This is a genomic window from Mesorhizobium sp. M1C.F.Ca.ET.210.01.1.1 (genome assembly GCF_004791585.1).
Taxonomy (GTDB): Bacteria; Pseudomonadota; Alphaproteobacteria; order Rhizobiales; family Rhizobiaceae; genus Mesorhizobium.
Window position 1 is genome coordinate 342,178 of the sequence record NZ_SRUU01000003.1, and the last position, 23,909, is coordinate 366,086.

A 23,909-nucleotide genomic window follows, 5' to 3' on the forward strand; every position below is an offset into this window, starting at 1 on the left:
AGAGCCGCGGCTAGATGGCCGCAATATCGCCCCGCGCCCAGCCTTCCGAAATCTCCGCCGCGCGCGCCTCGAAGGCCTGCGCCTCTATCGCGGCGCGGATGTCCTGCATCAGCCTCTGATAGTAGGAGAGATTATTCCAGGTAAGCAGCATCGCGCCGAGCGATTCCTGCGAGCGCACGAGATGGTGCAGATAGGCGCGTGAGTAGTCGCGCGCAGCCGGGCAATCGCTTTCCTCGTCCAGCGGACGTGGATCGTCGGCATGGCGGGCGTTGCGCAGGTTGATCTTGCCGCGACGCGTATAGGCCAGGCCATGGCGGCCGGCGCGCGTCGGCATCACGCAATCGAACATGTCGATGCCGCGCGCCACCGATTTCAAGATGTCGTCCGGCGTGCCGACGCCCATCAGATAGCGCGGCCTGTCGGCCGGCAGTTCCGGGCAGGTGATCTCCAGCATCTCCAGCATCACCGCTTGCGGTTCGCCGACCGCCAGCCCGCCCACGGCGTAGCCCTTCAAGTCCATCGCCTTCAGCGCCTGCGCCGAGCGCACGCGCATGACCGCGCTGTCGCCGCCCTGGACGATGCCGAACATCGCCTTGCCCGGCTGGTCGCCGAACGCGGTCTTGCAACGCTCGGCCCAGCGCAGCGACAGCTCCATGGCGCGCTCGATTTCCGTCGGCTTGGCCGGCAGCGCGGTGCATTCGTCGAGCTGCATCTGGATGTCCGAATCGAGCAGCCCCTGGATCTCGATCGACCGCTCCGGCGACATCTCGTAGGGAGCCCCGTCGATATGCGAGCGGAAGGTGACACCCTTCTCGGTCAGCTTCCTGAGTTTCGACAGCGACATCACCTGGAAGCCGCCGCTGTCGGTCAGGATCGGATGCGGCCAGCGGGCAAACTCGTGCAGGCCGCCGAGCTTTGCTATGCGTTCGGCGCCGGGCCGCAGCATCAGATGATAGGTGTTGCCGAGGATGATGTCGGCGCCGACGCCGCGCACCTGGTCCATATACATGGCCTTGACGGTGCCGCCGGTGCCGACAGGCATGAAGGCCGGTGTGCGGATCTCGCCGCGCGGCATCGAAATCAGGCCACGCCGCGCCCTGCCATCGGTGGCGGTGAGCTTGAAGGAGAACGTCTCAGCCATCGAATTCCTTGTCGTGCACCGGCGCGCCGGCTGCCTGTTCGTCGAGCGACTGCCGGTAGCGGATGCAGCCGCGCATGAATTTCGGCCAGGGCGGCACGGCGATCGCCGGCTCGGTCTTTTCCGGCAGCAGGTCCCAGAGGTCGGGGTGATGCCAGCACAGATCATGGCCGGTCGAATCGCGGTGCGCGCGAATGCCGGCGCGCAACCTCTTCACCTCCGCGATCAGCGCATCGCGGTCCAGTCCTTCCAGATCATCGTCCATCGCTCGTCTCCGCTCGGAAAAGCAGGCTGGCGTCGCCGTAGGAGTAGAACCTGTAGCTATTGTCGGTGGCATGCGCATAGGCCGAACGCATCGTCTCCAGCCCGCTGAAGGCCGAGACCAGCATGAACAGGGTCGAGCGCGGCAGATGGAAATTGGTCATCAGCATGTCGGCTGTCCGGAAACGGTAGCCTGGCGTGATGAAGATATCGGTCGGTCCCGACCAGGGCTCGATCCTGCCGTCTTCGCGCGCGGCACTTTCCAAAAGGCGCAGCGACGTCGTGCCGACGGCGACGATGCGCGCGCCCCTTTCCCGTGCGGCATTGAGCGCCTGCGCCGTCTCAGCGCTCACCGAGCCGGTTTCGGCATGCATCTTGTGGTCGGCGGTGTCGTCGGCCTTGACCGGCAGGAAAGTGCCGGCGCCGACATGCAGCGTCACGAAGCGGCGCTCGATGCCCTTGGCGTCGAGCGCTGCGAACAGTTCCGGCGTGAAATGCAGGCCGGCCGTGGGTGCGGCGACCGCGCCCTCTTCCCTGGCATAGATGGTCTGGTAGTCGCTGCGGTCGCGCTCGTCGTCGTCGCGCTTGGAGGCGATGTAGGGCGGCAGCGGGATATGGCCGACGGCGTGCATTGCCTCGTCGAGGAACGGGCCGGACAGATCGAAGCCGAGCAGCACCTCGCCAGCCTCGCCCTTCTCGATCACTGTCGCGTCGAGCTGGCCGAGGAAACAGGAGTTCTGGTCATGGCCGAAATGGATGCGGTCGCCTGCGGCGATGCGCTTGCCCGGCCGCATGAAGGCCTGCCATCGGTCCGGCGCCACCCGCATGTGCAGCGTGGCTTCGACCTGGGCCATCGCCTCGCCGCGCCTGCGGATGCCTTTCAGCTGAGCCGGGATGACCTTGGTGTCGTTGAACACCAGCACGTCGCCGTCCTTGAGCAGCGACGGCAGATCCCGCACATTTCGATCCTCCAGGCCGTCGCCTGGTCTGACGACCAGCATCCTGGCGCTGTCGCGCGGTTCGGCCGGGCGCAGCGCGATGCGCTCCTCCGGCAGATCGAAATCGAAAAGGTCGACGCGCATCAGTAGAGCCGGATGAGCAGCGCTCCGGCCAGCAGCAACACGGCCCCGGCGACGCGGCCAAGCGAAATCTCGCGCACCGCGACACCGAGGAAGCCGGCGCGGTCGACGAGCATGCCGGCCAGCAGCTGGCCGGCGACCAAAAACGCCATTAGGGCGGCGGCGCCGATGCGAGGGGTCAGGATGGTCGAGAGCGTGACGTAGAAGCCGCCGAGCACGCCGCCGGCGACGAACAGCCAGGGCGCCGGCGCCTTCCAGTCGAGCGACACACCCTGCAGCTTCACCACGGTGACCGCGATGATGCCGAGCACGATGGCGCCGGACAGGAAGGAGAAGGCGGCGGCCGCGACCGGAAGGCCAAGACCGCGCGCCAATTGCGAATTGATCGGCGCCTGGATGGCGATGAAGGCGCCGGACAGGATGCCAAGCAGCGACCAGACTGCGCCCATCATCGTTATGCCCTTACTTGACGTCGGCCGCGACCTTCAGCGACACGATCTTGTCGGGATCCTGCACCGGCTCACCGCGCTTGATCTTGTCGACATTGTCCATGCCCTCGATGACTTGCCCCCAGACCGTGTACTGGCGGTTGAGGAAGGAGGCATCGTCGAAGCAGATGAAGAACTGCGAATTCGCCGAATTCGGGTTCTGCGCGCGCGCCATCGAGCAGGTGCCGCGGCCATGGTTGGCGTTGGAGAATTCGGCCTTCAGGTCCGGCTTGTCGGAACCGCCCATGCCCGCGCGGGTAGGCGCGAAAGAGGGCTTCGAGGAATTGCCGAACTTGACGTCGCCGGTCTGCGCCATAAAGCCGTCGATGACGCGATGGAACACCACGCCATCATAGGCGCCTTCACGGGCCAGTTCCTTGATGCGGGCGACATGGCCGGGCGCCAAGTCGGGGTACATTTCGATGACGACCTGACCCTTGGTCGTTTCCATGATGAGCGCGTTCTCGCGGTCCTTGATCTCAGCCATGTCAGAAAATCCTTTTGAAAATTGAGGGAGTTATTTGCCGTCGGCAGCGATGCGAACCTTGATCATGCGGTCGGGGTCGCTGACGGTGCCGTTGTCTGCCTCGTCGCCCTTCTTGATATTGTCGACCAGCTCCATGCCGCTGACCACCTTGCCGACGATCGTGTATTGGCCGTCGAGATTCGGCGCCGGCGCGAACATGATGAAGAACTGGGAGTTGGCCGAATTCGGGTCCTGCGAGCGGGCCATGCCGACCACGCCGCGGGTGAATTGCTCGCTCTGCGAGAATTCGGCCGGCAGGTCCGGAAGGTCGGAACCGCCGGTACCGACGGCCTCGGGGTTGAAGCCCTTCTTCATGTTGCCGAACTTGACGTCGCCGGTCTGCGCCATGAAGCCGTTGATGACGCGGTGGAAGGCGACGTTGTCATAGGCGCCGTCACGCACCAGCTTCTTGATCTGCGCGACGTGCTTGGGCGCCAGATCAGGACGCAGCGCGATGGTCACATCGCCGTCCTTCAGCGTGATGACCATGGTGTTTTCCTTGTCGGCTGCGACGGCAGGCAGGGATGCGGCCACGAGGCCGGCAAGCACGACGAGGAACAAAGCAAGCTTCTTCAGCTGCATGAACTCTTCTCCGAAAGGTTATTTCGCAAATTTGGCGGCGAGCGCACCGGCAACGGCCGCCGGCACGAATGGTCGGATGTCACCGCCCATCGACGCAATCTGGCGGACAAGTGTGGCGGTAATGGTGCGCACCGAAGGGCTGGCAGGCAGGAAAACCGTCTGCAGTTCCGGCGCCATGGTCTCGTTCATGCCGGCCATCTGCATCTCGTAGTCGAGGTCGGTGCCGTCGCGCAGGCCGCGGATGATGATCGAGGCGCCGTGCTTCCTGGCCGCGTCGATGACCAGGCCATCGAATGAGACGACCCTGATGCGGCCGCTGTCGCGGCCGAACTCCGCTTTGGTCGCCGCCTCGATCAGCTTCACGCGTTCCTCAAATGAAAACAGCGGCGTCTTGCCGGGATGGACGCCGATTGCGGCGTAGACCGTGTCGGCTACGGCGAGCGAAGCCTTCAAGACATCGAGATGCCCGTTGGTCAGCGGGTCGAAGGAGCCAGCGTAAAGGGCGGTGCGTTCGGTCATGGCAGGCTTCTAGCGAGCCTCTCAAACAAAGGCAAATCCCATTGATGTGGCCGGCCGTGAACCTTTTCACGGACATGAACGACAGATGAATGCGACGATCACGAACGCTTCACGCAGCGTTCACTAGGTTGCCGCTTCAGGAGATGAAACCAAAACACCATCTTTATCGTTGTAAGCGCAGGAGAACACGCAAATGCTGATCTACATGCTTGCCACTGCGATGACCATCGTGATGCTGATCGCAACCGCATTCGGACTGCATCAGGAAGCGGCGCGAGTGCGCGTCAAGGCCAACACCAAGCGGCTCGATGGCTTCGTTGCCCGCAAGTCCTACCGTCACTTCTGATTTCCAGTAACGATTGCACCGGCCCGTAGGCCGGTGACGCTAGCCAGGCCCTATTCAGTATCGGTCTGGCCCGGCTCTTCGGACCCGGTCTCGACTGCTGAACTGTCTTCAGCTTCCTCGTCCGACTGCGGCTCCGAAATCCGTTCCACCGAGACAACCTTCTCGCCTTCGGCCGTGTTGAAGATGGTCACGCCCTTGGTGGCGCGGCTGGCGAAGCGGATGCCTTCGACCGGCACGCGGATGACGGTACCGCCGTCCGAAACCAGCATGATCTGATCATCATTGCCGACGGGGAAGGTCGCGACAAGGCGCCCGATCTCGGCCGTCTTCGAGACATCGGTGGCGCGGATGCCTTTGCCGCCGCGCCCTGTCAGGCGGAAGTCATAGGACGACGAGCGCTTGCCGTAGCCGTATTCGGTCACCGTCAGCACAAGCTGCTCATGCGCCTTGAGGAAGTCGTAGCGGTCTTCGGAAAGCTCGGCTTCCTCGCCGATCTCCTCATTGGTCAGCGCGATCTCTTCCTCCTCGCCGGAAGTTTCGGCGGCAAGGCGGCGCTCGGCGGCAGCGCGCTTGAGATAGGCGGCGCGTTCCGCGGGTGACGCATCGACATGCTCGATCACCGACATCGAGATCACGCGGTCGGTCTCGGCCATGGCAATGCCGCGCACGCCGACGGAATTGCGGCTCTGGAAGACGCGCACGTCGCTGACCGGGAAACGGATACACTGGCCGGAGTTCGCCGTCAAAAGCACGTCGTCGTTGTCGGTGCAGGTCTCGACGCCGAGGATCTCGTCGCCAGCTTCCTCCAGCTTCATGGCGATCTTGCCGTTGCGGTTGACCTGGACGAAGTCAGAGAGCTTGTTGCGCCGCACGGTGCCGCGCGTGGTGGCGAACATCACGTCGAGCTCGCCCCAGCTCGTCTCGTCCTCCGGCAGCGGCATGATCGTGGTGATGCGCTCGCCCTGCTCGAGCGGCAGCATGTTGATCAGCGCCTTGCCGCGCGACTGCGGATTGCCGACCGGCAAACGCCACACTTTTTCCTTGTAGACGATGCCGCGTGAGGAGAAGAACAGCACCGGCGTATGCGTGTTGGCCACGAACAGCCGGGTGACGAAATCCTCTTCCTTGGTCGACATGCCGGAGCGGCCCTTGCCGCCGCGGCGCTGCGCCCGGTAGAGCGACAGCGGCACGCGCTTGATGTAGCCGGAATGGCTGACGGTGACTACCATATCCTCGCGCTGGATCAGGTCCTCGTCTTCCATGTCCGCCCCGCCCTCGGTGAGCTCGGTGCGGCGCGGCGTGCCGAACTCGTCGCGGACCGCGATCAGCTCGTCCTTGACGATCTGCTGGATGCGCGCGCGGGAAGACAAAATATCCAGAAAATCAACGATTTCGGCACCGATCTTGTTCAGCTCGTCGGCGATCTCGTCACGACCGAGCGCGGTCAAGCGCTGCAGCCGCAGATCGAGGATGGCGCGGGCCTGCTCCTCGGAGAGATTGTAGGTGCCGTCCTCGTTGATGCGGTGGCGCGGATCGTCGATCAGCTTGATCAATGGAGCGACGTCATGGGACGGCCAGCGCCGCCCCATCAACTGCTCGCGCGCCGTCTGCGGATCCGGCGCGGTGCGGATCAGCTTGATCACCTCGTCGATATTGGCGACGGCGATGGCGAGGCCGACCAGCACATGGGCGCGCTCGCGCGCCTTGCGCAAAAGGTACTTGGTGCGCCGGCTGATCACTTCCTCGCGGAAGCCGACGAAGGCCTTCAGCATGTCGATCAGCGTCAGCACTTCCGGCTTGCCGCCGTTCAGCGCCACCATGTTGGCGCCGAAGGAGGTCTGCAGCGGCGTGAACCGATAGAGCTGATTGAGGATGACGTCGGCGACCGCATCGCGCTTCAATTCGATGACGACGCGGTAGCCCTGGCGGTCGCTCTCGTCGCGGATGTCGGAGATGCCTTCGATACGCTTGTCGCGCACCAATTCGGCCATCTTCTCGATCATCGACGCCTTGTTCACCTGGTAGGGAATCTCGGTGACGATGATCGATTCACGGTCGTTGCCTCGCGCCTCGATATTGACGCGGCCGCGCATGACGATCGAGCCGCGGCCCGTCGAATAGGCATTGTAGATGCCGGAGCGGCCGAGCACGATGCCGCCGGTCGGGAAGTCCGGACCGGGTACGATCTCCATCAGCGACGGCAGGTCGATCGCCGGGTTGTCGATGATGGCGATGGCGCCATTGCACACCTCGGCCAGGTTGTGCGGTGGGATGTTGGTGGCCATGCCGACGGCGATGCCGCCCGAGCCGTTGACCAGAAGATTGGGGAAGCGCGCGGGCAGCACCTTCGGTTCGCTGCCCGAAGCATCGTAAGTATCCTGGAAATCGACGGTTTCCTTGTCGATGTCCTCCAGCAATTCGTGCGCGACTTTGGTCAGCCGAGACTCGGTGTAGCGCATCGCCGCCGGCGGATCGCCGTCGATCGAGCCGAAATTGCCTTGGCCGTCGATCAGCGGCACGCGCAGCGACCAGTCCTGCGCCATGCGCACCAGGGCGTCATAGATGGAGGCGTCGCCATGCGGATGGTATTTACCCATCACGTCGGCGACCGGGCGCGCCGACTTCACATATTTGCGGTTCCAGTGGTAGCCGCTCTCATGCGAGGCAAAGAGGATGCGGCGATGCACAGGCTTAAGGCCGTCGCGCACGTCGGGCAGCGCGCGGCTGACGATCACGCTCATGGCGTAATCGAGATAGGAGCGCTGCATCTCCTCGATGATCGAAATCGGCTCGATGCCGGTGGGGCCGCCGTCCGGCCCGCGCGGTGTCTTCTGGTCGGTCAAATCAGGTCACAATCCAGTCGGGAATCACTGGCTGCTTATATAGGAAGCCGGGCCGAAACTCCAATGGCGGCCGCACTTTTCCAGAGACAATTTCGGTGGTAATTTCAAATGGATACCGCTGATTGCGACGATATGGCCAAACTGCATTTCGCCGCCACAGGGGCAAGGTCGGCCATGGATCGTCTCCCTCGGGCGGAAGCTGCAAACGCAATGAACTCGACCTCGTGGCTGCCTCTGCGGGCGCTGAGCGGCTGGACGGCAAGGGACCTCAACGGCGATCTGGCGGCGGGCATCACGCTGGCGGCGATCGCCATTCCCGAACAGATGGCGACGGCCAGGCTCGGCGGCTTCCAGCCGAAGATCGGTTTCTTCGCATTCGTTGCCGGATCGGTGGCCTTCGCGCTGTTCGGCGCCAATCGCCACCTCTCGGTCGGGGCGGATTCGACGATCACGCCGCTATTCGCCGGAGGCCTTGCATTGATCGCGACATCCGGCTCGCCGCACTATCTGGCGCTGGCGGCCATGCTGGCGCTGATGGTTGGGCTGCTGGTCGCGCTCAGCGGCATCTTACGGCTCGGCTGGATCGCAGATCTCTTGTCGGTGCCGGTCACGACCGGGTTCCTCGCCGGCATTTCCGTCCATATCGTCGTCTCGCAATTGCCCGGACTGCTGGGCCTGCCGCCGGAAAGCGGCGAGACGCTGCGGCGCATCGGCGAGGTCGCCGGCAATATCCACCTCACCAATCCTTGGAACCTCGCGCTCGGCCTTGGTGTATTCGCGATCGTCTTCATTGCCGAGCGCATCAGCGCCCGCATCCCGGCGGCGCTGATCGGCATGGTGCTGGCAACGCTCGCGGTCGTCGTCTTCGGGCTGAAGGATCGCGGCGTCGAAGTGCTAGGCGCCTTGCCGAACGGGCTGCCGAGGCCCGGAATGCCGATCGTCGGCTACCGGGACGCTCAGGCCCTTGTTCCGCTTGCGCTGCTGATCGCCATCGTCGTCATGGTGCAGACGGCGGCCACCAGCCGCTCTTTCGGGCCGCGGGACGGCGAAGCGCCCGACGTCAACCACGACTTCGTCGGCGTCGGCGCGGGCAGCATCATGGCCGGCCTGTTCGGCGCCTTTGCCGTGAATTCCAGCCCGCCCCGCACGGCCATCGTTGCCCAGACCGGCGGCCGCTCGCAACTGTCGGGCCTGATTGCAGCGGCCATTGTGCTGGTGCTCGGCACCTTTGGGGGGAGTCTGCTCGCCAACGTGCCGCAGGCAGCCCTTGCCGGCGTGCTCTTGTTCGTCGCCCAGCACATATTCCGCTGGCAGGTCTTCGCCAAAGTCTACCGCCAGGCGCCGGTCGAGTTCGCGCTGATCCTGATCACCATGATCGCGATCGTCGTCCTGCCAATCGAGACCGGCGTGGCGATCGGCATCGGCCTGTCGCTGCTGCATGGCATCTGGGGCTCGACGCACACGGAGCCGATCGAGCTGGCGCAGGTGCCGGGCACGTCGGTCTGGTGGCCGCCGAGCGGTTCCAGCGCGGGCGAACAGCGCCCCGGCGTGCTGGTGGCCGCGTTCCAGGCGCCGCTTTCCTTCGTCAACGCCGATCGCTTCAAGCGCGGCCTTGCCGACCTGATCGACGCCAGGAGCCAGGACGTGAAGCTGGTGGTGTTGGAGGCCAGCAATATCGTCGAGATCGATTACACCGCTGCGCAGGCGCTGATCGATACCATCGGCCATTGCCGCGACAAAGGCGCGGTCTTTGCCATCGCGCGCATGGAATCGCTGCGCGCCCAGGCGGCGCTGAAGCGGTTCGGCATCGCTGACTTTGTGGGTCCGAAGCGGATATTCCACAGTGTCGACGCTGCAATCAAGGCGCTTGGTCCGGGTCAACAGCAGGACGAAGAGCAATGATGTGCACGCGACCCATTGTTCCGGTCGGCTTCAACCCTCTCGCCTTGCGCGGCGGGCGCGATAGGCACCCGGCGCCTCGCCTATCTCGCGCTTGAACCGCCGGTTGAAGGTCGACAGGTCGTTGAAACCGGCGTCGAAAGCGATCGTCGAGATCGCTTCGTCGGACGCGCGCAGCCGCACTGCGGCCCGGTGCAGCCTGGTCCTCAACAGGAACTGGTAGGGCGTCATGCCGGCGACATGCCGGAATGTGCGCAGGAAATGATACGGGCTGGTCGCCGTGCCGTTGGCAAGGTCGGTCAGCGACAGCGGCCGTTCGGCGTTGAACTCGATCAGACGCACCGCCTCGGCGACGCGTTTCTGGTCGCGGCGGCTGGGTGTGCGGGCGGCCTTGGCAGGGTCGGCCGCAGCCGCCGCGACCACCGCGCCGGCGATGCGCAGGCCGAGTTCCTCGAGCGCCTCGCCGTCACCCGTTTCCCGCGCGGCCTCCGCTTCAGCCAGCAATGCCGCCAGCGCAGGCAAGGGCGGCAGGCGCGGCGTTGCGAAATCGAGCTTGCTCGCGCCCGGCACGCCGGCGGCGATCCGTTCCATATAGGCCGGAGCGAAATGGAAGGAGAGGCAGCGGTCGCCGGCGCCGTGCTCGTGCCCGCACTCATAACAGGCGCCGGGATTGCCGAGCAGGATGGCGCCAGGAGCCAGCATCGCCGTGCCCTGGCGCGTGCGATAGCGGAAGGTGCCGCTGGTCACGGCTGCGACGCAGAAGCTGCGGTGCTGCTCCTCGAACGGTCTGTCGCCGACGCCGGCGGTGCAGATCACGTCGGACACCTGCCAGCCTCGACCCGATGCAAGGTTTCTCGCGGTGGTCGTCATTGCGTGGAAGATTAGCAACTTTTCCCAAGCGCAGAACCCTGCCTTGCCCCTATTGCTCGCCCTCTCCTGACAAACGAGGCAGCAACCATGACCGATCCCTTTGCCGAAGCCCTGCACAGCGACGGCCCCGATCCGGACCTCGCCGAAAAATTGAAACTTTACGGCCGTTTCATCGGCGCCTGGACGTTCGACGCCACGCGCACCTTGGAGGACGGCACCAGGCTCACCGGACGTGGCGAGGTGCATTTCGGCTGGGTCCTGGAAGGCAAGGCGGTCCAGGACGTCTGGATCCTGCCCGCACGCGATGCCGGCCCCTCGCCGTCGCTCGGGCCATGGACCTTCTACGGCACGACGCTGCGCGTTTATGATCCCGGCGCGGACGCCTGGCACATCTTCTGGAGCGATCCCCGCAATCAGTACTACAGCCGGCAGCTCGGCCGCGCCGAGGGCGACACGATCGTCCAGATCGGCGCCGACGGCAGCGGTTCCTCGGTGCGCTGGAGCTTCTCGCGCATCACCGAAAATTCGTTTCGCTGGCTGGGCGAACGTTCGCATGACGGCGGCGCGACCTGGCGCACCGAGGTTGAGTTTCTGGCTCGCTGCGCGACTCCAGCCTGATCCGCCAACCCATTGTAACGACGGAGAAAATGATGTTCGACCATATCTCGATCGGCGTTCGCGACAGCGACACCTCGAAGCGCTTCTACGATGCAGCGCTCAAACCCCTCGGCTACACCTGCCTCAGCCGGTCGCCGGGCTCGCTCGGCTACGGCAAGGAAGCGGTGCGCTACTGGGTCAATGACGCCGGCCAACCCGTGCCGGCGGATAACGACTCCGGGCTGCATTTCTGCTTCGCCGCGCCGACGCGCGCCGGCGTCGATGCGTTCCACGCGGCGGCGCTGCGCGAAGGCGGCAAGGACAATGGTCCGCCGGGCCTGCGTGCCGCCTATGGTGACAACTACTATGCGGCGTTCGTCATCGACCCTGACGGCTACCGGCTCGAGGCCTATTGCGGCGAAGCGGACTGAGCATTTGCAGCCAAGCGGAATCACTTGGCGTCGCAGAAATGCGGCTAGATAAACAGATAGAGCGGGATGCAGACTTTCTATTGGCCTGCATCCCGCTCTATCCGCTCTGATTTCCCCTTCCGCCTGTTTCCAGCGCCCTGGCTTTGCTCTACCAATTGCAGAGCTTGGGCGTCGCCCGGCAGGAGGGGATCAGCGATGCCGAGCTTCGACAGCCTGTTCAACGCCTTCGTTACCATCCTGGTGACCATCGATCCGCCGGGGCTGGCGCCGCTCTTTCTTGCCGTGACGCGCGGCATGAACCGCGAGGAGCGTCAGCAGGTCTCGGTACGCGCCTCGGTGATCGGCTTCCTGGTGATGGCGCTGTTCGCCGTCGCCGGCGCCTCGATCCTGTCGGTGTTCGGCATCACGCTGCCGGCCTTCCGCGTCGCCGGCGGCTTCCTGCTCTTCTTCATCGCCTTCGAGATGGTGTTCGAGCGCCGCCAGGACCGCAAGGAGAAGATCGGCGACGTCGCCATCACCAAGGATATGATCCACAACATCGCCGCTTTCCCGTTGGCAATTCCGCTGATCGCGGGGCCTGGCGCAATCTCGGCGACCGTGCTGCTGTCGGGACATTTCGAGGGCTTTGGCGCTCAGGCGGCGCTGGTCGGCATCATCGCGATCTGTCTCGTCCTCACCTATTTGGTCTTTGCGCTGTCGGAACGCATCGACCGCATCCTCGGCCAGACCGGCCGTTCGATCCTGACACGCCTGCTTGGCGTGATCCTCGCGGCGTTGGCCGTGCAGTTCGTGGCCGATGGCGTCAGGGCGCTGATGGCGGCCTAGGACGCCTCTTTCCCTACCGTCCTACTGCCCTACTTCACCGCCGTATCGACCACCTCGAAATCATGCGTCACTGTCGCCGTCTTTGCCATCATGGCCGTGGCCGAGCAGTATTTGTCGATCGAGAGGTCGATCGCCCGTTTCACCTTGTCGCGCGACAGGGCGCGACCCTTGACGATGAAATGCATGTGAATGCGTGTGAAGACGCGCGGCTCGGTCTCGGCCCGGTCAGCGTCGAGCTCGACCACGCAGTCCTCGACCGCCTCGCGGCCTTTTTCCAGGATATGAACGACGTCATAGGCCGAGCAGCCGCCGGTGCCGATCAGCACCAGCTCCATCGGGCTCGGCCCCGGCGTCCGGCCCTCCGGTCCATGCGCCGTGCCCAGCACCACCTTGTGACCGCTGCCGGACTCTCCGACGAAGGTGCGTTCCTCGACCCATTTGACGCGTGCTTTCACGATGATCTTCCTTGCAATACTGCCCTACTGACCGAACGCAACGGCGTGCATGATGCGGCCGGGCAGCAGAGTGAAAACGCCAGCGCCGACCAGCGCGAACAGGTAGAGCTTTATCATGGCGCCACGATGCGCGGCCACCTTATGGGTGTGCGCATACCATACCGCCAGTGGCGCGGTGACAATCACCAGGATGGACAGGATATGGATCGGGCTGAACGGGCCGATCAGGCGGATCTGCTGGATCCAGAAGCTCGAGATGGCGATGACCAGCATCAGCGCCGCCCAGGCATAACCCATCACGCGATGGCGCGTCGTTCCTTTTGGCAGCGCCAGCTGCGCGCCGCCTACCGCCAGCGCGGCGAGGGCGGCGAACGCGTGCCATGGAATGGGAGGCGGCGCGGATAGAAGCGGTCCGAGCGACATCGCGCCTCCCCTCAGATGACCATGTCGTGAAGCTTAGAACGGAATCTCGTCGTCGAGCTCGCGCGAGGAACCGCCGCCGCCCCTGGAACCGCCACCGCCGCCACGGCTGAAGCCTTCGTTCGGGCCGGACTGGCCGAAATCGGAACCGCGGCTGTTGCCGCCGCCGGCATAGTTGCCGACCTGGCCGCCGCCCTCGCCGCGCGCATCGAGCATCTGCAGCTCGCCGCGGAATTTCTGCAGCACGACTTCGGTCGTGTAACGGTCATTGCCGGTCTGGTCCTGCCATTTGCGTGTCTGCAACTGGCCCTCGACATAGACCTTCATGCCTTTCTTCAGATACTGCTCGGCCACCTTGGCGAGCTGATCGTTGAAGATGACGACATTGTGCCACTCGGTCTTTTCCTTGCGCTCGCCGGAATTCTTGTCCCGCCAGCTTTCCGACGTGGCGATGCGGATGTTGACGACCGGATCGCCCGAATTCAGGCGGCGGATTTCAGGGTCCGCTCCGAGGTTGCCGACCAGAATGACCTTGTTGACGCTACCCGCCATCATACTTCTCCGCGCTCATCCGAAACAAAATTTAAGTCGCTCACCTTACAGCCTGCAGGTCGCCCATGCCTGCAAAGGCTGGCTTTTCCCACAAGGTTTTTGTTCTCTTTTCGTTCTAGTCCGGACCATTGTTTCTGTCAAGGAATGTCAGCAACAGGTAGTATTCCTGCGCAGGAAGCAAAGGGGGTATCTCGGTGGACATCGTCAAGCATGAGGATCAGCCGCGCGAAAATTGGCGGACCGGAGTGGAAACCCGCATGCACACAGCCGCCGCCAACGGCGCGGCCGAGCTTTGCATATTCGAGCAGTGGGTGGCGCCCGGCATGGGCGCGCCGACGCATAGGCACTCAGTCGAGGAAGTTCTGACGGTGATTGCCGGTGAAGCCGAAATGTGGATCGACGACCGGCATGCCGTGCTCACTACCGGACAGTCGCTGATCATTCCCGCACTCCGCAGGCATGGCTTCCGTAACGTTGGTCCCGGCACGCTTCACATCCATGCCGTGCTTGCATCGCCTGTCTTCGAGGCAACCTTCGACGGAGCCGCGGAGCCGGTGAGACGCTGGACATCATAAAACGAGACTTGCCAAACCAATAAGTCTCGACTTATGCTTTGTGCATGATCGAAGCAGAGATTTTCCGGGCCCTCGCCGATCCGACACGGCGCGCCGTCTATGAACGGCTGGCGGCCAGCGAATTGACGGTGTCCGAGTTGCGCGCCGGCATGAGCGTGTCGCAGCCGGCGGTCTCGCAGCATCTTGCCGTGCTACGCGGCGCCGGCCTCGTGGTCGAGCGGCGCGCCGGCCGCAACGCCTACTACCGCGCCGACCCGCAGGGGCTCGATCCGCTTCTCGGCTGGATCGAGCGCTACCGCGCCTTCTGGCCGGAGCGCATCGAGAGGTTGAAGACGGTTTTGAAGGAAATGGACCAATGACGGCAGAAAAACACCCGGCAGCGGCCGATGCGCTGCTCAGCTTCGAATGCGAGCTTCCCGATCCGCCGGAAAAAGTCTGGCGGGCGCTTACCGAGCCCGAACTGCTCGCGGCCTGGATGATGCCTAACGATATGAAGCCGGAGGCCGGGAAGCGCTTCGCTTTTGCCGGACCGGACGCGCCGATCGAATGCGAAGTGCTCGAGGCCGAGCCCGGCAGGCTGCTGCGCTACTCCTGGCGCGAGCGGCCGAGCACAGACCAGTTGCCGGCATTCGACAGCCCCGCCTTCGACAGCGTCGTCACCTTCACGCTCGCGCGCACGATTTCCGGCGGCACGCATCTCAGCATCGTCCATGACGGCTTCGTGCTGGCTCAGCAGCCTGTCGTCGCCGTTGCCGGCGCCGGCTGCAGGCTTTCGCTCAGCGCGCGCAAGAACCCGACCGCCGCCAATGCGCCCTGCATGATGCTGCGCGCGGCCTGACCAACCGAGGAGACCTAGCTCATGAGCGCCCTTGCCAACCTGGTGCCGATGGTGATCGAGCAGTCGAGCCGCGGCGAACGCGCCTTCGACATTTTCTCGCGGCTGCTGCGCGAGCGCATCGTCTTCATCAACGGCGAGATCAATGACAGCGTGTCGGCGCTGGTCTGCGCCCAGCTCCTGTCGCTGGAATCGGACCATCCCGACAAGGAGATATCGATCTACATCAACTCGCCGGGCGGCGTGGTGACCAGCGGCTTCGCCATCTACGACACGATGCAGTATATCTCCTGCCCCGTATCGACGGTGTGCATGGGTTTTGCGGCTTCGATGGCCTCCTTCCTCCTGATGGCCGGCACGCCGGGACGCCGCATCGCGCTCCCCAATACCAGGATCGTGCTGCATCAGCCGCTGGGCGGCTTCCAGGGCCAGGCCTCCGACATCCAGCGCCACGCCGAGGACATTCTGCGCACCAAGCGCCATATGACGGAACTCTACGCCAAGCATTGCGCCCGGAGCTACGAAGAGGTCGAACGCACGCTCGACCGCGACTATTTCATGACCGCCGAGGAAGCCAAGGCCTGGGGCCTCGTCGACCATGTCTACGACACACGCAAGAAGGCGGCCTGAACGACGCGCGGCAATTTGATTGCCGCCGCGTCTGGCCTCGCTTCGGCCGCGGACCTATAGTCGGCGGATGTTCACGCATCCGAAATCCAGCCTGTGCATCGCCTTGGCCGCGTTCGCCGGCCTGCTGACAGCCGGCGCCGCCTTCGCAGACGACAGTTCGGCGCAGAAACTTCCAGGCGTCAGCGACGACTATCGCATCGCCAAACCTGCGCCGCAGCCGGAACCGGACGACGCGCTGCCCGCCGGCGGCAACGGCACATTCAAGATCGGCGATACCGACGTCAGGATTTCCGGCAGCATCACCGTCGACATGGCGACAGGCGGCATCAGGCCTCCAAACCACTGAGGCGTTTGCCGCCGGTCGGTGAAGCAAATGACCGCCGCCTCACAAAAATGTAAGCCCCGCCACTGCTTCCGCAGGTGGACGGGGCTTTCATGGATCTGAAACCCAACTTTAGCCGGGAGTGGACTGCCGGCGTTCTGTTTCGGATGCTACGCGGCATTCAGCCGACGATCCGACTATGGTCTCTGATTGTACGGATTCGACAAGTCACGGTTTGTCGGACTGGCGCTCGCGCCTGTCCTGGCACTTATGCCTGCCGCGGCTCCATCAACGCGTGGAGCCTCAAGGGACTGTCCGGTGGCGTCATGCTCCGCTCCTGGGTCCGTTGCGACAATGTCGTTCGAAGCGCAAATCGCTATTGCCTGCGGCGTCTCGCAGGCCACCTTTGGGTGACGAGGCCATCGAAAGACGGCCGGCTTCGGTTGACGTTTCGAGACTGCTCCCGTGAGTTGCCGGCGTCAACCGTCGAATAGCCGGTTACCGAAAAATGTGATCGCTCGGAGGTTACGTCCAGGTAAGTCGAATGCCTTTCGCCGATCGGCCCGAGCGGCTTTTGCGATCATTGTTTCCACAACGCTTTGTCAGGAGCGTGTTCGGCCTTTGTTCTTTCCGCTTGCCCGCCCGCGCGAAAGACGGTTAAACCTCTTGAGGGCGTCACTCGAAGTTGCAGCGAAACGACCTACATAGGGGATGGCCGGGATGTCCCGCCAATCCAGCAGATTCCAGACCTGAGGCGGCGACCGGCAATGGCCGACCAAAAATACCTTTCCATTCGCGGGGCGCGCGAACACAATCTCAAGAACGTCGATCTCGACCTGCCGCGCGACAGCCTGATCGTCATGACTGGACTGTCGGGGTCCGGCAAGTCGTCGCTCGCCTTCGACACCATCTATGCCGAGGGCCAGCGCCGCTATGTCGAAAGTCTCTCGGCCTATGCCCGCCAGTTCCTGGAGATGATGCAGAAGCCGGACGTCGACCAGATCGACGGCCTGTCGCCCGCCATCTCGATCGAGCAGAAGACCACATCGCGCAACCCGCGCTCGACGGTCGGTACCGTCACCGAGATCTACGACTATATGCGCCTGCTGTTCGCGCGTGTCGGCATCCCCTATTCGCCGGCCACCGGGCTGCCGATCGAGAGCCAGACGGTCAGCCAGATGGTCGACCGCGTGCTGGCCCTGGAGGAAGGCACGCGCCTCTATCTGCTGGCGCCGATCGTGCGCGGCCGCAAGGGCGAGTACCGCAAGGAACTCCTGGAACTGCAAAAGAAGGGTTTCCAGCGCGTCAAGGTCGACGGCGTCTTCTACGAGATCGCCGACGTGCCGGCGCTGGACAAGAAGTACAAGCATGACATCGACGTGGTCGTCGACCGCATCGTCGTGCGCGGCGACCTCGCGACGCGGCTTGCGGATTCGATGGAAACCGCGCTGAAGCTCGCCGAGGGCCTCGCCGTGGCCGAGTTCGCCGACAGGCCGCTCGACGCCAGCCAAACGGGCGAGGACTCGGTCAACAAGTCGAAGAACGAGACGCATGAGCGCATCATGTTCTCGGAAAAATTCGCCTGCCCGGTGTCCGGCTTCACCATTCCCGAGATAGAGCCCAGGCTGTTCTCCTTCAACAATCCGTTCGGGGCCTGCCCGACCTGCGACGGCCTGGGCAGCCAGCGCGCGATCGACGCCAACCTCGTCGTGCCGGACGAGAACGTCTCGCTGCGCGACGGCGCGATCAGCCCTTGGGCCAAGTCGACCTCGCCCTATTACGCGCAGACGCTGGAAGCGCTCGGCAAGGCCTACGGCTTCAAGCTCGGCGACAAATTCAAGGATCTGAGCGCCGAGGCGCAACAGGCCGTGCTGCATGGCACGGGCGAGCGCGAGATCACCTTCCAGTATGACGACGGCCTGCGCTCCTATAAGACCACCAAGACTTTCGAGGGCGTCATCCCCAATCTCGACCGGCGCTGGAAGGAGACGGAATCGGCCTGGATGCGCGAGGAGATCGAGCGCTTCATGTCGGCCACCCCCTGCCCCGCTTGCAACGGCTACCGGCTGAAGCCCGAAGCGCTCGCGGTCAAGATCGCCGGCAAGCACATCGGCGAGGTGACCGAGCTTTCGATCCGCAAGGCCGATCGGTGGTTCACCGACCTGCCGGCGCAGCTCAACGAGAAGCAGAAAGAGATCGCGGTCCGCGTGCTCAAGGAAATCCGCGAGCGGCTGCGCTTCTTGAACGATGTCGGCCTCGACTACCTGACCCTGTCGCGCAATTCCGGCACGTTGTCGGGCGGCGAGAGCCAGCGCATCCGACTCGCTTCGCAGATCGGCTCCGGCCTGACCGGCGTGCTCTATGTCCTGGACGAGCCTTCGATCGGCCTGCACCAGCGCGACAATGCGCGCCTGCTCGATACCCTGAAACACCTGCGCGACATCGGCAACACGGTGATCGTCGTCGAGCATGACGAGGATGCCATCCTGCATGCCGACTATGTCGTCGACATCGGCCCGGCCGCCGGCATCCATGGCGGCCAGATCATCGCGCAAGGCACGCCGCAGCAAATCATGGCCACACCCGCCTCGATCACCGGCAAATATCTGTCGGGCGAGCTCGAAGTGGCGACTCCGGAGGTGCGCCGCGAGGCGAAGAAAAACCGGCGCATCAAGGTGGTCGGCGCGCGCGGCAACAACCTGAAGAATGTCACGGCGGAAATCCCGCTCGGCACCTTCACCTGCGTCACCGGCGTCTCCGGCGGCGGCAAGTCGACCTTCCTGATCGAGACGCTGTTCAAGGCGGCCTCGCGCCGCATCATGGGCTCGCGCGAGCATCCGGCCGAGCATGACCGCATCGAGGGCCTGGAATTCCTCGACAAGGTCATCGACATCGACCAGTCGCCGATCGGCCGCACGCCGCGTTCCAACCCGGCGACCTATACCGGCGCCTTCACGCCGATCCGCGACTGGTTCGCGGGCCTCCCCGAAGCCAAGGCGCGCGGCTACCAGCCGGGGCGCTTCTCCTTCAACGTCAAGGGCGGCCGCTGCGAAGCCTGCCAGGGCGACGGCGTCATCAAGATCGAGATGCACTTCCTGCCGGACGTCTACGTCACCTGCGACGTCTGCCACGGCAAGCGCTACAACCGCGAGACGCTCGACGTGCTGTTCAAGGGCAAGTCGATCGCCGACGTGCTCGACATGACGGTCGAGGAAGGCGTCGACTTCTTCTCCGCCGTGCCCGGCGTTCGCGACAAGCTGGAAACTCTGAAGCAGGTCGGCCTCGGCTACATCCATATCGGCCAGCAGGCGACGACGCTGTCGGGCGGCGAGGCGCAGCGCATCAAGCTCGCCAAGGAACTGTCGCGCAAGGCGACCGGCAAGACGCTCTACATCCTCGACGAGCCGACCACCGGCCTGCACTTCCACGATGTCGCCAAGCTGCTCGAAGTGCTGCATGAACTGGTCGACCAGGGCAACACAGTAGTGGTCATCGAGCACAATCTCGAGGTGATCAAGACCGCCGACTGGGTGCTCGACCTCGGCCCCGAAGGCGGCGACGGCGGTGGCGAATTGGTTGCGTCGGGCACGCCGGAAGCGATCGTGCGCGAAAAGCGCAGCTACACCGGCCAGTTCCTCAAGGAACTTCTGGAGCGGCGCCCCGGAGGCAAGCGCGAAGCGGCCGAGTGATGGCAAACAACGGCCTCGTCTCTGTCGAAAGCCGCTTCAGCGTCGGTGAAACCATCGACCGGCTGGTCGAGACCGTCACCCGGGCGGGATTGCGCGTATTCGCCCGGATCGACCATGCCGCCGGCGCGCATGAAATCGGAGCTTCGCTGCGCCCGACTGAATTGTTGATCTTCGGCCATCCCAAGGGCGGGACGCCGCTGATGCAGGACCAGCAGCTTGCGGGGATCGATCTGCCTATCAAGGCGCTGGCCTGGCAGGATGCGCAAGGCAAGGTCTGGCTGTCCCACAGCGATGCGCATTGGCTGGCCGAGCGCCACGGGCTTGGCGACACAAGCCACAATGCGGTCGCGGCAATTGCCGCAGGCATGGCAAAGGTGGTCGCGGCCGCTGCCGGAGTCGATCAATCATGAGACTTGCCCGGCCCAAAGATCTTGCAGCCATCGTCGCACTGACCACCGAAGCCTACGCCCCCTACACCGCTCTGCTCGGCGCGCCGCCCATCCCGGTCACCGAAGACTACGCGCCGCGCATCGAGCACAGCGAAATCTGGCTGCTCCAAGAGGATGGACAACTGGCCGGGCTGATCGTCCTCGAACGGCATCCAGATCACGCCATGATCTTCAGCGTCGCCGTAGCACCTGCCTTCCAGGGCAGGAAGCTCGGCATCAGGTTGCTCAACTTCGCCGACGAGCAAGCCCGACTGTGGGCGGTACCGGAGGTGCGGCTCTACACCAATTCGCGCATGGAACGGAACATCGCGCTCTATTCGGCCTATGGCTATCGCGAGACGGGCCGGCGGCCCAATCCGTACCGGCCGGGATGGACTGTGGTCGATATGGCCAAGCCCGTCGACAGAGTGGCCTGATCAATTCGCAAAACTGGGAGGAAGACGATGACCAGCCAAGGAAAGATCCGCTCCGGCATGGGCGGCTGGACCTTCGAGCCCTGGGACACGTCCTTCTATCCGGACAAGCTGTCGAAGGCCAAGCAACTCCACTATGCAAGCCGCCAGGTGACAAGCATCGAAGTCAATGGCACTTACTATTCCAGCTTCAAGGAGCCGACCTTCGTCAAATGGGCCAGCGAGGCGCCTGACGGATTCGTCTATTCGCTGAAAGGCAACCGCTTCGTCACCAACCGCCGCGTGCTGGGCGAAGCGGGCGAATCGATGATGCGTTTTCTCGGCTCAGGCGTCGCCGCGCTCGGTGACAAGCTGGGGCCGATCCTGTGGCAGTTCGCGCCGACGAAGAAATTCGACGCGGATGATTTCGAAGCGTTCCTCAAGCTCTTGCCGGATAAGCAGGACGGCGTGCCGCTGCGCCATGCGCTGGAAGTCAGGCATGACAGCTTCATCGTGCCGGAGTTTCCGGCGCTGGCACGCAAATACAATGCCGCGATCGTCTACGCCGACCACGCCAAATATCCGGCGATCGCCGACGTCACTGGCGACTTCGTCTATGCGCGGCTGCAGACCGGCAGCGATGACAATCCCGACTGCTACACGCCAAAGGGGCTCGACGAATGGGCGGCGCGGGTGAAAACCTGGGCGCAAGGCGGGCAGCCGGCCGACCTGCCGCGCGCCGATCCCAAGATCGATGCGCCGGTCAAGCCGCGCGACGTCTTCGCCTACTTCATCACCGAGGGCAAGGTGCGCGCGCCCTTCGGCGCCATGGCGCTGATGAAGAGGGTGACCGCTTAAGCGGCGAGTCTTTGCCGCGGTCGGAACTTGCCGGGCACCTCGACCGTTTTGCCTATCTCGCCGGGGCCGGTTTTCATAGCGGCTGAACGAGCAGAACGCCGGCCAGGGCTGCGGTATCGGGAGAACCGGAAGAAAGCGAGGTGAGATGGCTGTCATCCTCATAGGGGTGTTGCTCACCGTCGCCGGGATTGTGTACTTGGCGGGTGCAGTCCTCTGGCGCGGGCAACTTAGCGATCCGGCACCTGCAGCCTCGGATCGCCAGAAGCCAAACCTCGCAACGTCTGGCCCGACGCTTGAGCCACGCCGGCGCGGCCTCGGTTTCCTAGGCCTTTCACAGAATTGGCCAGGTCTGCTGATGATGGCGGTCGGCCTTATCCTGCTATTGTTGGTAGTGATCCTGTAACGCAGGAATTTCCGGCATCTTCACCGCAATCGTAACGCAATCGATACTTCCTTGCCGCACAAATGCACCTACGCCAGGTTGTAGAAGCCCGGCGTCGGCAAGGACGGGTGCATGCTGCTCGACTACAACTCATTGCTGCTGGCCGTCGGCTTCTCCGCCGCTTGCCTCAGCCTCACGCTGTTCGGAACCTGGCTGACCGCCCGCTCCGACAAGTTCCTGCTGACATGGGCAATCAGCGTGCTGGTCATTGTGGCCGAGGTCTTTGTCTATGATGCCTATATCGAAGCGCCCGGAACGGCTCTCGGCGTCCTGACGGTGGCACTGCTGCTGTTCGGTTTCTCGGTGATGATGGGCGCCGCTTACCAGTTCCGGACCGGCCATTCTCCGCTGCCGCGCATCGCCCTTGGCGCCGGCATCTCCTTTGCCGTCGCGCTGCCGCCCATGGCGCTCGGCTATGACGGACTGGGCTTCATGTTCGACAATTCGCTTGCCGCGCTGCTTCTGTTCGGCACGGCGCATGAATATTGGAAAGGCCGCGCGGAGGCGCCGGCGCAGCTCATTGGCGTGGCGCTGCTCTACTCGCTGACCGCGGCGTCCTTCGTGCTGTGCGCGGCTGTTTTGGCGTGGGACGGCAAGCTCGTCCTCGGTCACGCACCGAACAACTGGGCAGAGGATCTGAGCCTGGTCATCGTCATCGCCTCGATGACCGGCATCGGCGCGCTGTCGCTGGCGCTCAACCAGGGGCGGCTCGCGCGCCATCACCAGCGCGAGGCGCAGACCGATGCACTGACCGGGCTGCTCAACCGCCGCGCCTTGTTCGCCCTCCATGGCAAGCTGCCCGTCGGCGCCTTCACGGCGGTGGTGGTGTTCGACCTCGACGGCTTCAAGGCGATCAACGACCAGCACGGCCACGCCGCCGGCGACGAGGTGCTGAAGGTGTTTGCCGAAGAACTCTTCGGCAACCTGCGCCCGAACGATGTCGCCGCCCGCATGGGCGGCGAGGAATTTGCGCTGGTGCTGAAGCGAACCCTGCCGGAGATGGTCGAGAGTACGGCCGAACGTATAAGGATGGCATTCGCGGCGCGAACGATCGAAACAGAGACGGGCCGGTTGAAATGCACGGTGAGCGCCGGCTTCGCCTTCGGCAGCAACGAAGGCGCGAGCTTCGATAAGGTGCTCAGCGCCGCCGACAAGGCGCTTTATGCGGCCAAGCGCGGCGGCCGCAACCGCGTGCTCGACTTTCGACGCTGCGCTTGAGACTTGCCAGCCGTCAGTGGCGCCCGATCACTTCATTGTAGGTGTCGAGGTCGACGTAAAAAACCTTGGTTATTTCGCCCAGCAGATCGTCCTCGTCGTAGCCTTGCGACATCAGGATGTTGATCGCCGTCATGATGTCCACGCGTTCAATGAGGCGTCGCTTCTGATAGTCCTCGACAAAACGTTCCATCGCCTTCCCCTGGCAAGTTCTTTGTTGGACGCATTGACCGACAATCACTGGGGAAAGCTAGGCGGGCTTGCTTGCGTGGAACTTGCGGCCGCCCCGCCCCTTCCCTTCATTCGCGACTGGTACGGAAAGCGGCCGACTCACCAAGGCCAAGAAAAGACTAGCATGCCGTACTATTGACGCCAGAGCCCTGAACAACTTCGTCTTCCTTGGGCGCAGCGACGCGAAGTGGAGTGGAGACCCAAGGATCCATCCCGTTACTTCGGAGCGTCACTAACGGTGCAGAATTTGGAATGGTTGAAGCGCCGCGCAAAGAATCTATTCTGTCGCGCAGTGCTCCTCGACCAGCGTCACGGCATGGCAACTGTGTTCATGCGAAAGCTGTTTTATCTCGAATGATGGCGTTGAGGACGACCAGGAGCTTCCTTGCGACGGCGATGATGGCGAGTTTCTTGGAGCCGGAGCGGGCCGCAAGGTCGGT

General features: G+C 63.9%; 28 protein-coding genes. 15 read left to right on the forward strand and 13 right to left on the reverse strand.

Translation table 11 applies throughout. From position 1 onward, the window contains the following. Positions 1–10: 10 nt before the first annotated feature. Genes tgt through coaD form a run of 7 tightly spaced genes read right to left on the reverse strand, consistent with a single transcriptional unit; the run spans position 11 to position 4,593 of the window. Complete coding sequence (tgt, locus tag EN853_RS05670; RefSeq protein ID WP_127857997.1) at positions 11–1,141, reverse strand: tRNA guanosine(34) transglycosylase Tgt; 1,131 nt, start codon at positions 1,139–1,141, stop codon at positions 11–13. Continuing rightward, positions 1,134–1,403 (reverse strand): hypothetical protein, encoded by a 270-nt coding sequence (locus EN853_RS05675; RefSeq protein WP_127857996.1) that lies wholly within the window; start codon positions 1,401–1,403, stop codon positions 1,134–1,136. Before EN853_RS05675 ends, tgt begins: the two co-directional genes overlap by 8 nt. Next, positions 1,393–2,481, reverse strand: a complete 1,089-nt coding sequence (gene queA, locus EN853_RS05680) for a tRNA preQ1(34) S-adenosylmethionine ribosyltransferase-isomerase QueA (protein WP_127857995.1) — start codon at positions 2,479–2,481, stop codon at positions 1,393–1,395. Before queA ends, EN853_RS05675 begins: the two co-directional genes overlap by 11 nt. Further along, positions 2,481–2,930 (reverse strand): DMT family transporter, encoded by a 450-nt coding sequence (locus tag EN853_RS05685; RefSeq protein WP_127857994.1) that lies wholly within the window; start codon positions 2,928–2,930, stop codon positions 2,481–2,483. The genes queA and EN853_RS05685 overlap by 1 nt, the downstream gene beginning before the upstream one ends. 10 nt (positions 2,931–2,940) lie before the next feature. After that, positions 2,941–3,453: a peptidylprolyl isomerase gene (locus EN853_RS05690; RefSeq protein ID WP_127857993.1), complete on the reverse strand. Its 513-nt coding sequence runs from the start codon at positions 3,451–3,453 to the stop codon at positions 2,941–2,943. Between the two features lie 30 nt (positions 3,454–3,483). Next, positions 3,484–4,074, reverse strand: coding sequence for a peptidylprolyl isomerase (locus EN853_RS05695; protein ID WP_127857992.1), 591 nt, complete (start codon positions 4,072–4,074; stop codon positions 3,484–3,486). 18 nt (positions 4,075–4,092) lie between these two features. Next, positions 4,093–4,593: a pantetheine-phosphate adenylyltransferase gene (coaD, locus tag EN853_RS05700; protein WP_127857991.1), complete on the reverse strand. Its 501-nt coding sequence runs from the start codon at positions 4,591–4,593 to the stop codon at positions 4,093–4,095. Between the two features lie 193 nt (positions 4,594–4,786). On the opposite strand from coaD, the gene EN853_RS05705 reads away from it, so the two are divergent. Next, a complete protein-coding gene (locus EN853_RS05705; protein ID WP_127857990.1) occupies positions 4,787–4,939 on the forward strand; it encodes a hypothetical protein in 153 nt (50 codons plus the stop codon). 50 nt (positions 4,940–4,989) lie between these two features. On the opposite strand, the gene gyrA is transcribed toward EN853_RS05705, so the two are convergent. Then, positions 4,990–7,782 carry a DNA gyrase subunit A gene (gene gyrA / locus EN853_RS05710; protein WP_127857989.1) on the reverse strand — a complete coding sequence of 931 codons (2,793 nt, stop codon included), beginning with the start codon at positions 7,780–7,782 and terminating at the stop codon, positions 4,990–4,992. Positions 7,783–7,992: 210 nt separating this feature from the next. On the opposite strand from gyrA, the gene EN853_RS05715 reads away from it, so the two are divergent. Beyond that, entirely contained in the window at positions 7,993–9,684 is a 1,692-nt protein-coding gene (locus EN853_RS05715; protein ID WP_245516824.1) for a SulP family inorganic anion transporter, read from the forward strand. Positions 9,685–9,714: 30 nt separating this feature from the next. Here the strand turns inward: EN853_RS05715 and EN853_RS05720 are convergent, their stop codons facing one another. After that, positions 9,715–10,551, reverse strand: a complete 837-nt coding sequence (locus EN853_RS05720) for an AraC family transcriptional regulator (protein WP_127857988.1) — start codon at positions 10,549–10,551, stop codon at positions 9,715–9,717. 87 nt (positions 10,552–10,638) lie between these two features. Here EN853_RS05720 and EN853_RS05725 point away from each other — a divergent pair, with 87 nt between their 5' ends. The 3 genes from EN853_RS05725 to EN853_RS05735 all read left to right on the forward strand — a co-directional run bounded on the left by EN853_RS05725 (position 10,639) and on the right by EN853_RS05735 (position 12,404). Beyond that, entirely contained in the window at positions 10,639–11,169 is a 531-nt protein-coding gene (locus EN853_RS05725) for a hypothetical protein (RefSeq protein ID WP_127857987.1), read from the forward strand. A 32-nt stretch (positions 11,170–11,201) separates the two neighbouring features. Further along, complete coding sequence (locus EN853_RS05730; protein ID WP_127857986.1) at positions 11,202–11,579, forward strand: VOC family protein; 378 nt, start codon at positions 11,202–11,204, stop codon at positions 11,577–11,579. 195 nt (positions 11,580–11,774) lie between these two features. Next, positions 11,775–12,404, forward strand: coding sequence for a MarC family protein (locus EN853_RS05735; protein ID WP_127857985.1), 630 nt, complete (start codon positions 11,775–11,777; stop codon positions 12,402–12,404). 29 nt (positions 12,405–12,433) lie between these two features. Here EN853_RS05735 and EN853_RS05740 read toward each other — a convergent pair whose 3' ends face one another. The 3 genes from EN853_RS05740 to EN853_RS05750 are packed head-to-tail and all read right to left on the reverse strand — an operon-like array spanning position 12,434 to position 13,831. After that, the gene (locus EN853_RS05740; RefSeq protein WP_127857984.1) at positions 12,434–12,859 is read right to left on the reverse strand and encodes an OsmC family protein; all 426 of its coding nucleotides are present in this window, start codon (positions 12,857–12,859) and stop codon (positions 12,434–12,436) included. A gap of 24 nt (positions 12,860–12,883) precedes the next feature. Continuing rightward, the gene (locus EN853_RS05745) at positions 12,884–13,282 is read right to left on the reverse strand and encodes a DUF2306 domain-containing protein (RefSeq protein WP_127857983.1); all 399 of its coding nucleotides are present in this window, start codon (positions 13,280–13,282) and stop codon (positions 12,884–12,886) included. A 33-nt stretch (positions 13,283–13,315) separates the two neighbouring features. Further along, complete coding sequence (locus tag EN853_RS05750; protein WP_127857982.1) at positions 13,316–13,831, reverse strand: single-stranded DNA-binding protein; 516 nt, start codon at positions 13,829–13,831, stop codon at positions 13,316–13,318. Positions 13,832–14,025: 194 nt separating this feature from the next. Here EN853_RS05750 and EN853_RS05755 point away from each other — a divergent pair, with 194 nt between their 5' ends. The 10 genes from EN853_RS05755 (at position 14,026) to EN853_RS05805 (ending at position 23,241) form a co-directional block, all read left to right on the forward strand. After that, entirely contained in the window at positions 14,026–14,406 is a 381-nt protein-coding gene (locus EN853_RS05755) for a cupin domain-containing protein (RefSeq protein ID WP_127857981.1), read from the forward strand. Positions 14,407–14,450: 44 nt separating this feature from the next. Continuing rightward, positions 14,451–14,765: a metalloregulator ArsR/SmtB family transcription factor gene (locus tag EN853_RS05760; protein ID WP_127857980.1), complete on the forward strand. Its 315-nt coding sequence runs from the start codon at positions 14,451–14,453 to the stop codon at positions 14,763–14,765. Continuing rightward, entirely contained in the window at positions 14,762–15,244 is a 483-nt protein-coding gene (locus EN853_RS05765; RefSeq protein ID WP_127857979.1) for an SRPBCC domain-containing protein, read from the forward strand. The genes EN853_RS05760 and EN853_RS05765 overlap by 4 nt, the downstream gene beginning before the upstream one ends. A gap of 21 nt (positions 15,245–15,265) precedes the next feature. Next, positions 15,266–15,871 carry an ATP-dependent Clp protease proteolytic subunit gene (locus EN853_RS05770; RefSeq protein ID WP_127857978.1) on the forward strand — a complete coding sequence of 202 codons (606 nt, stop codon included), beginning with the start codon at positions 15,266–15,268 and terminating at the stop codon, positions 15,869–15,871. Positions 15,872–15,938: 67 nt separating this feature from the next. After that, positions 15,939–16,217 (forward strand): hypothetical protein, encoded by a 279-nt coding sequence (locus EN853_RS05775; RefSeq protein WP_127857977.1) that lies wholly within the window; start codon positions 15,939–15,941, stop codon positions 16,215–16,217. A 743-nt stretch (positions 16,218–16,960) separates the two neighbouring features. Then, complete coding sequence (gene uvrA, locus EN853_RS05780; protein ID WP_127857976.1) at positions 16,961–19,882, forward strand: excinuclease ABC subunit UvrA; 2,922 nt, start codon at positions 16,961–16,963, stop codon at positions 19,880–19,882. Next, complete coding sequence (locus EN853_RS05785) at positions 19,882–20,292, forward strand: DUF302 domain-containing protein (protein ID WP_245516827.1); 411 nt, start codon at positions 19,882–19,884, stop codon at positions 20,290–20,292. The genes uvrA and EN853_RS05785 overlap by 1 nt, the downstream gene beginning before the upstream one ends. Continuing rightward, entirely contained in the window at positions 20,289–20,747 is a 459-nt protein-coding gene (locus EN853_RS05790; RefSeq protein WP_127857974.1) for a GNAT family N-acetyltransferase, read from the forward strand. Before EN853_RS05785 ends, EN853_RS05790 begins: the two co-directional genes overlap by 4 nt. 27 nt (positions 20,748–20,774) lie before the next feature. Then, positions 20,775–21,581, forward strand: coding sequence for a DUF72 domain-containing protein (locus EN853_RS05795; RefSeq protein WP_127857973.1), 807 nt, complete (start codon positions 20,775–20,777; stop codon positions 21,579–21,581). Positions 21,582–22,095: 514 nt separating this feature from the next. Continuing rightward, entirely contained in the window at positions 22,096–23,241 is a 1,146-nt protein-coding gene (locus EN853_RS05805; protein ID WP_127857971.1) for a GGDEF domain-containing protein, read from the forward strand. Positions 23,242–23,254: 13 nt separating this feature from the next. Here the strand turns inward: EN853_RS05805 and EN853_RS05810 are convergent, their stop codons facing one another. Continuing rightward, entirely contained in the window at positions 23,255–23,431 is a 177-nt protein-coding gene (locus EN853_RS05810) for a hypothetical protein (RefSeq protein ID WP_126089084.1), read from the reverse strand. Between the last annotated feature and the right edge of the window lie 478 nt (positions 23,432–23,909).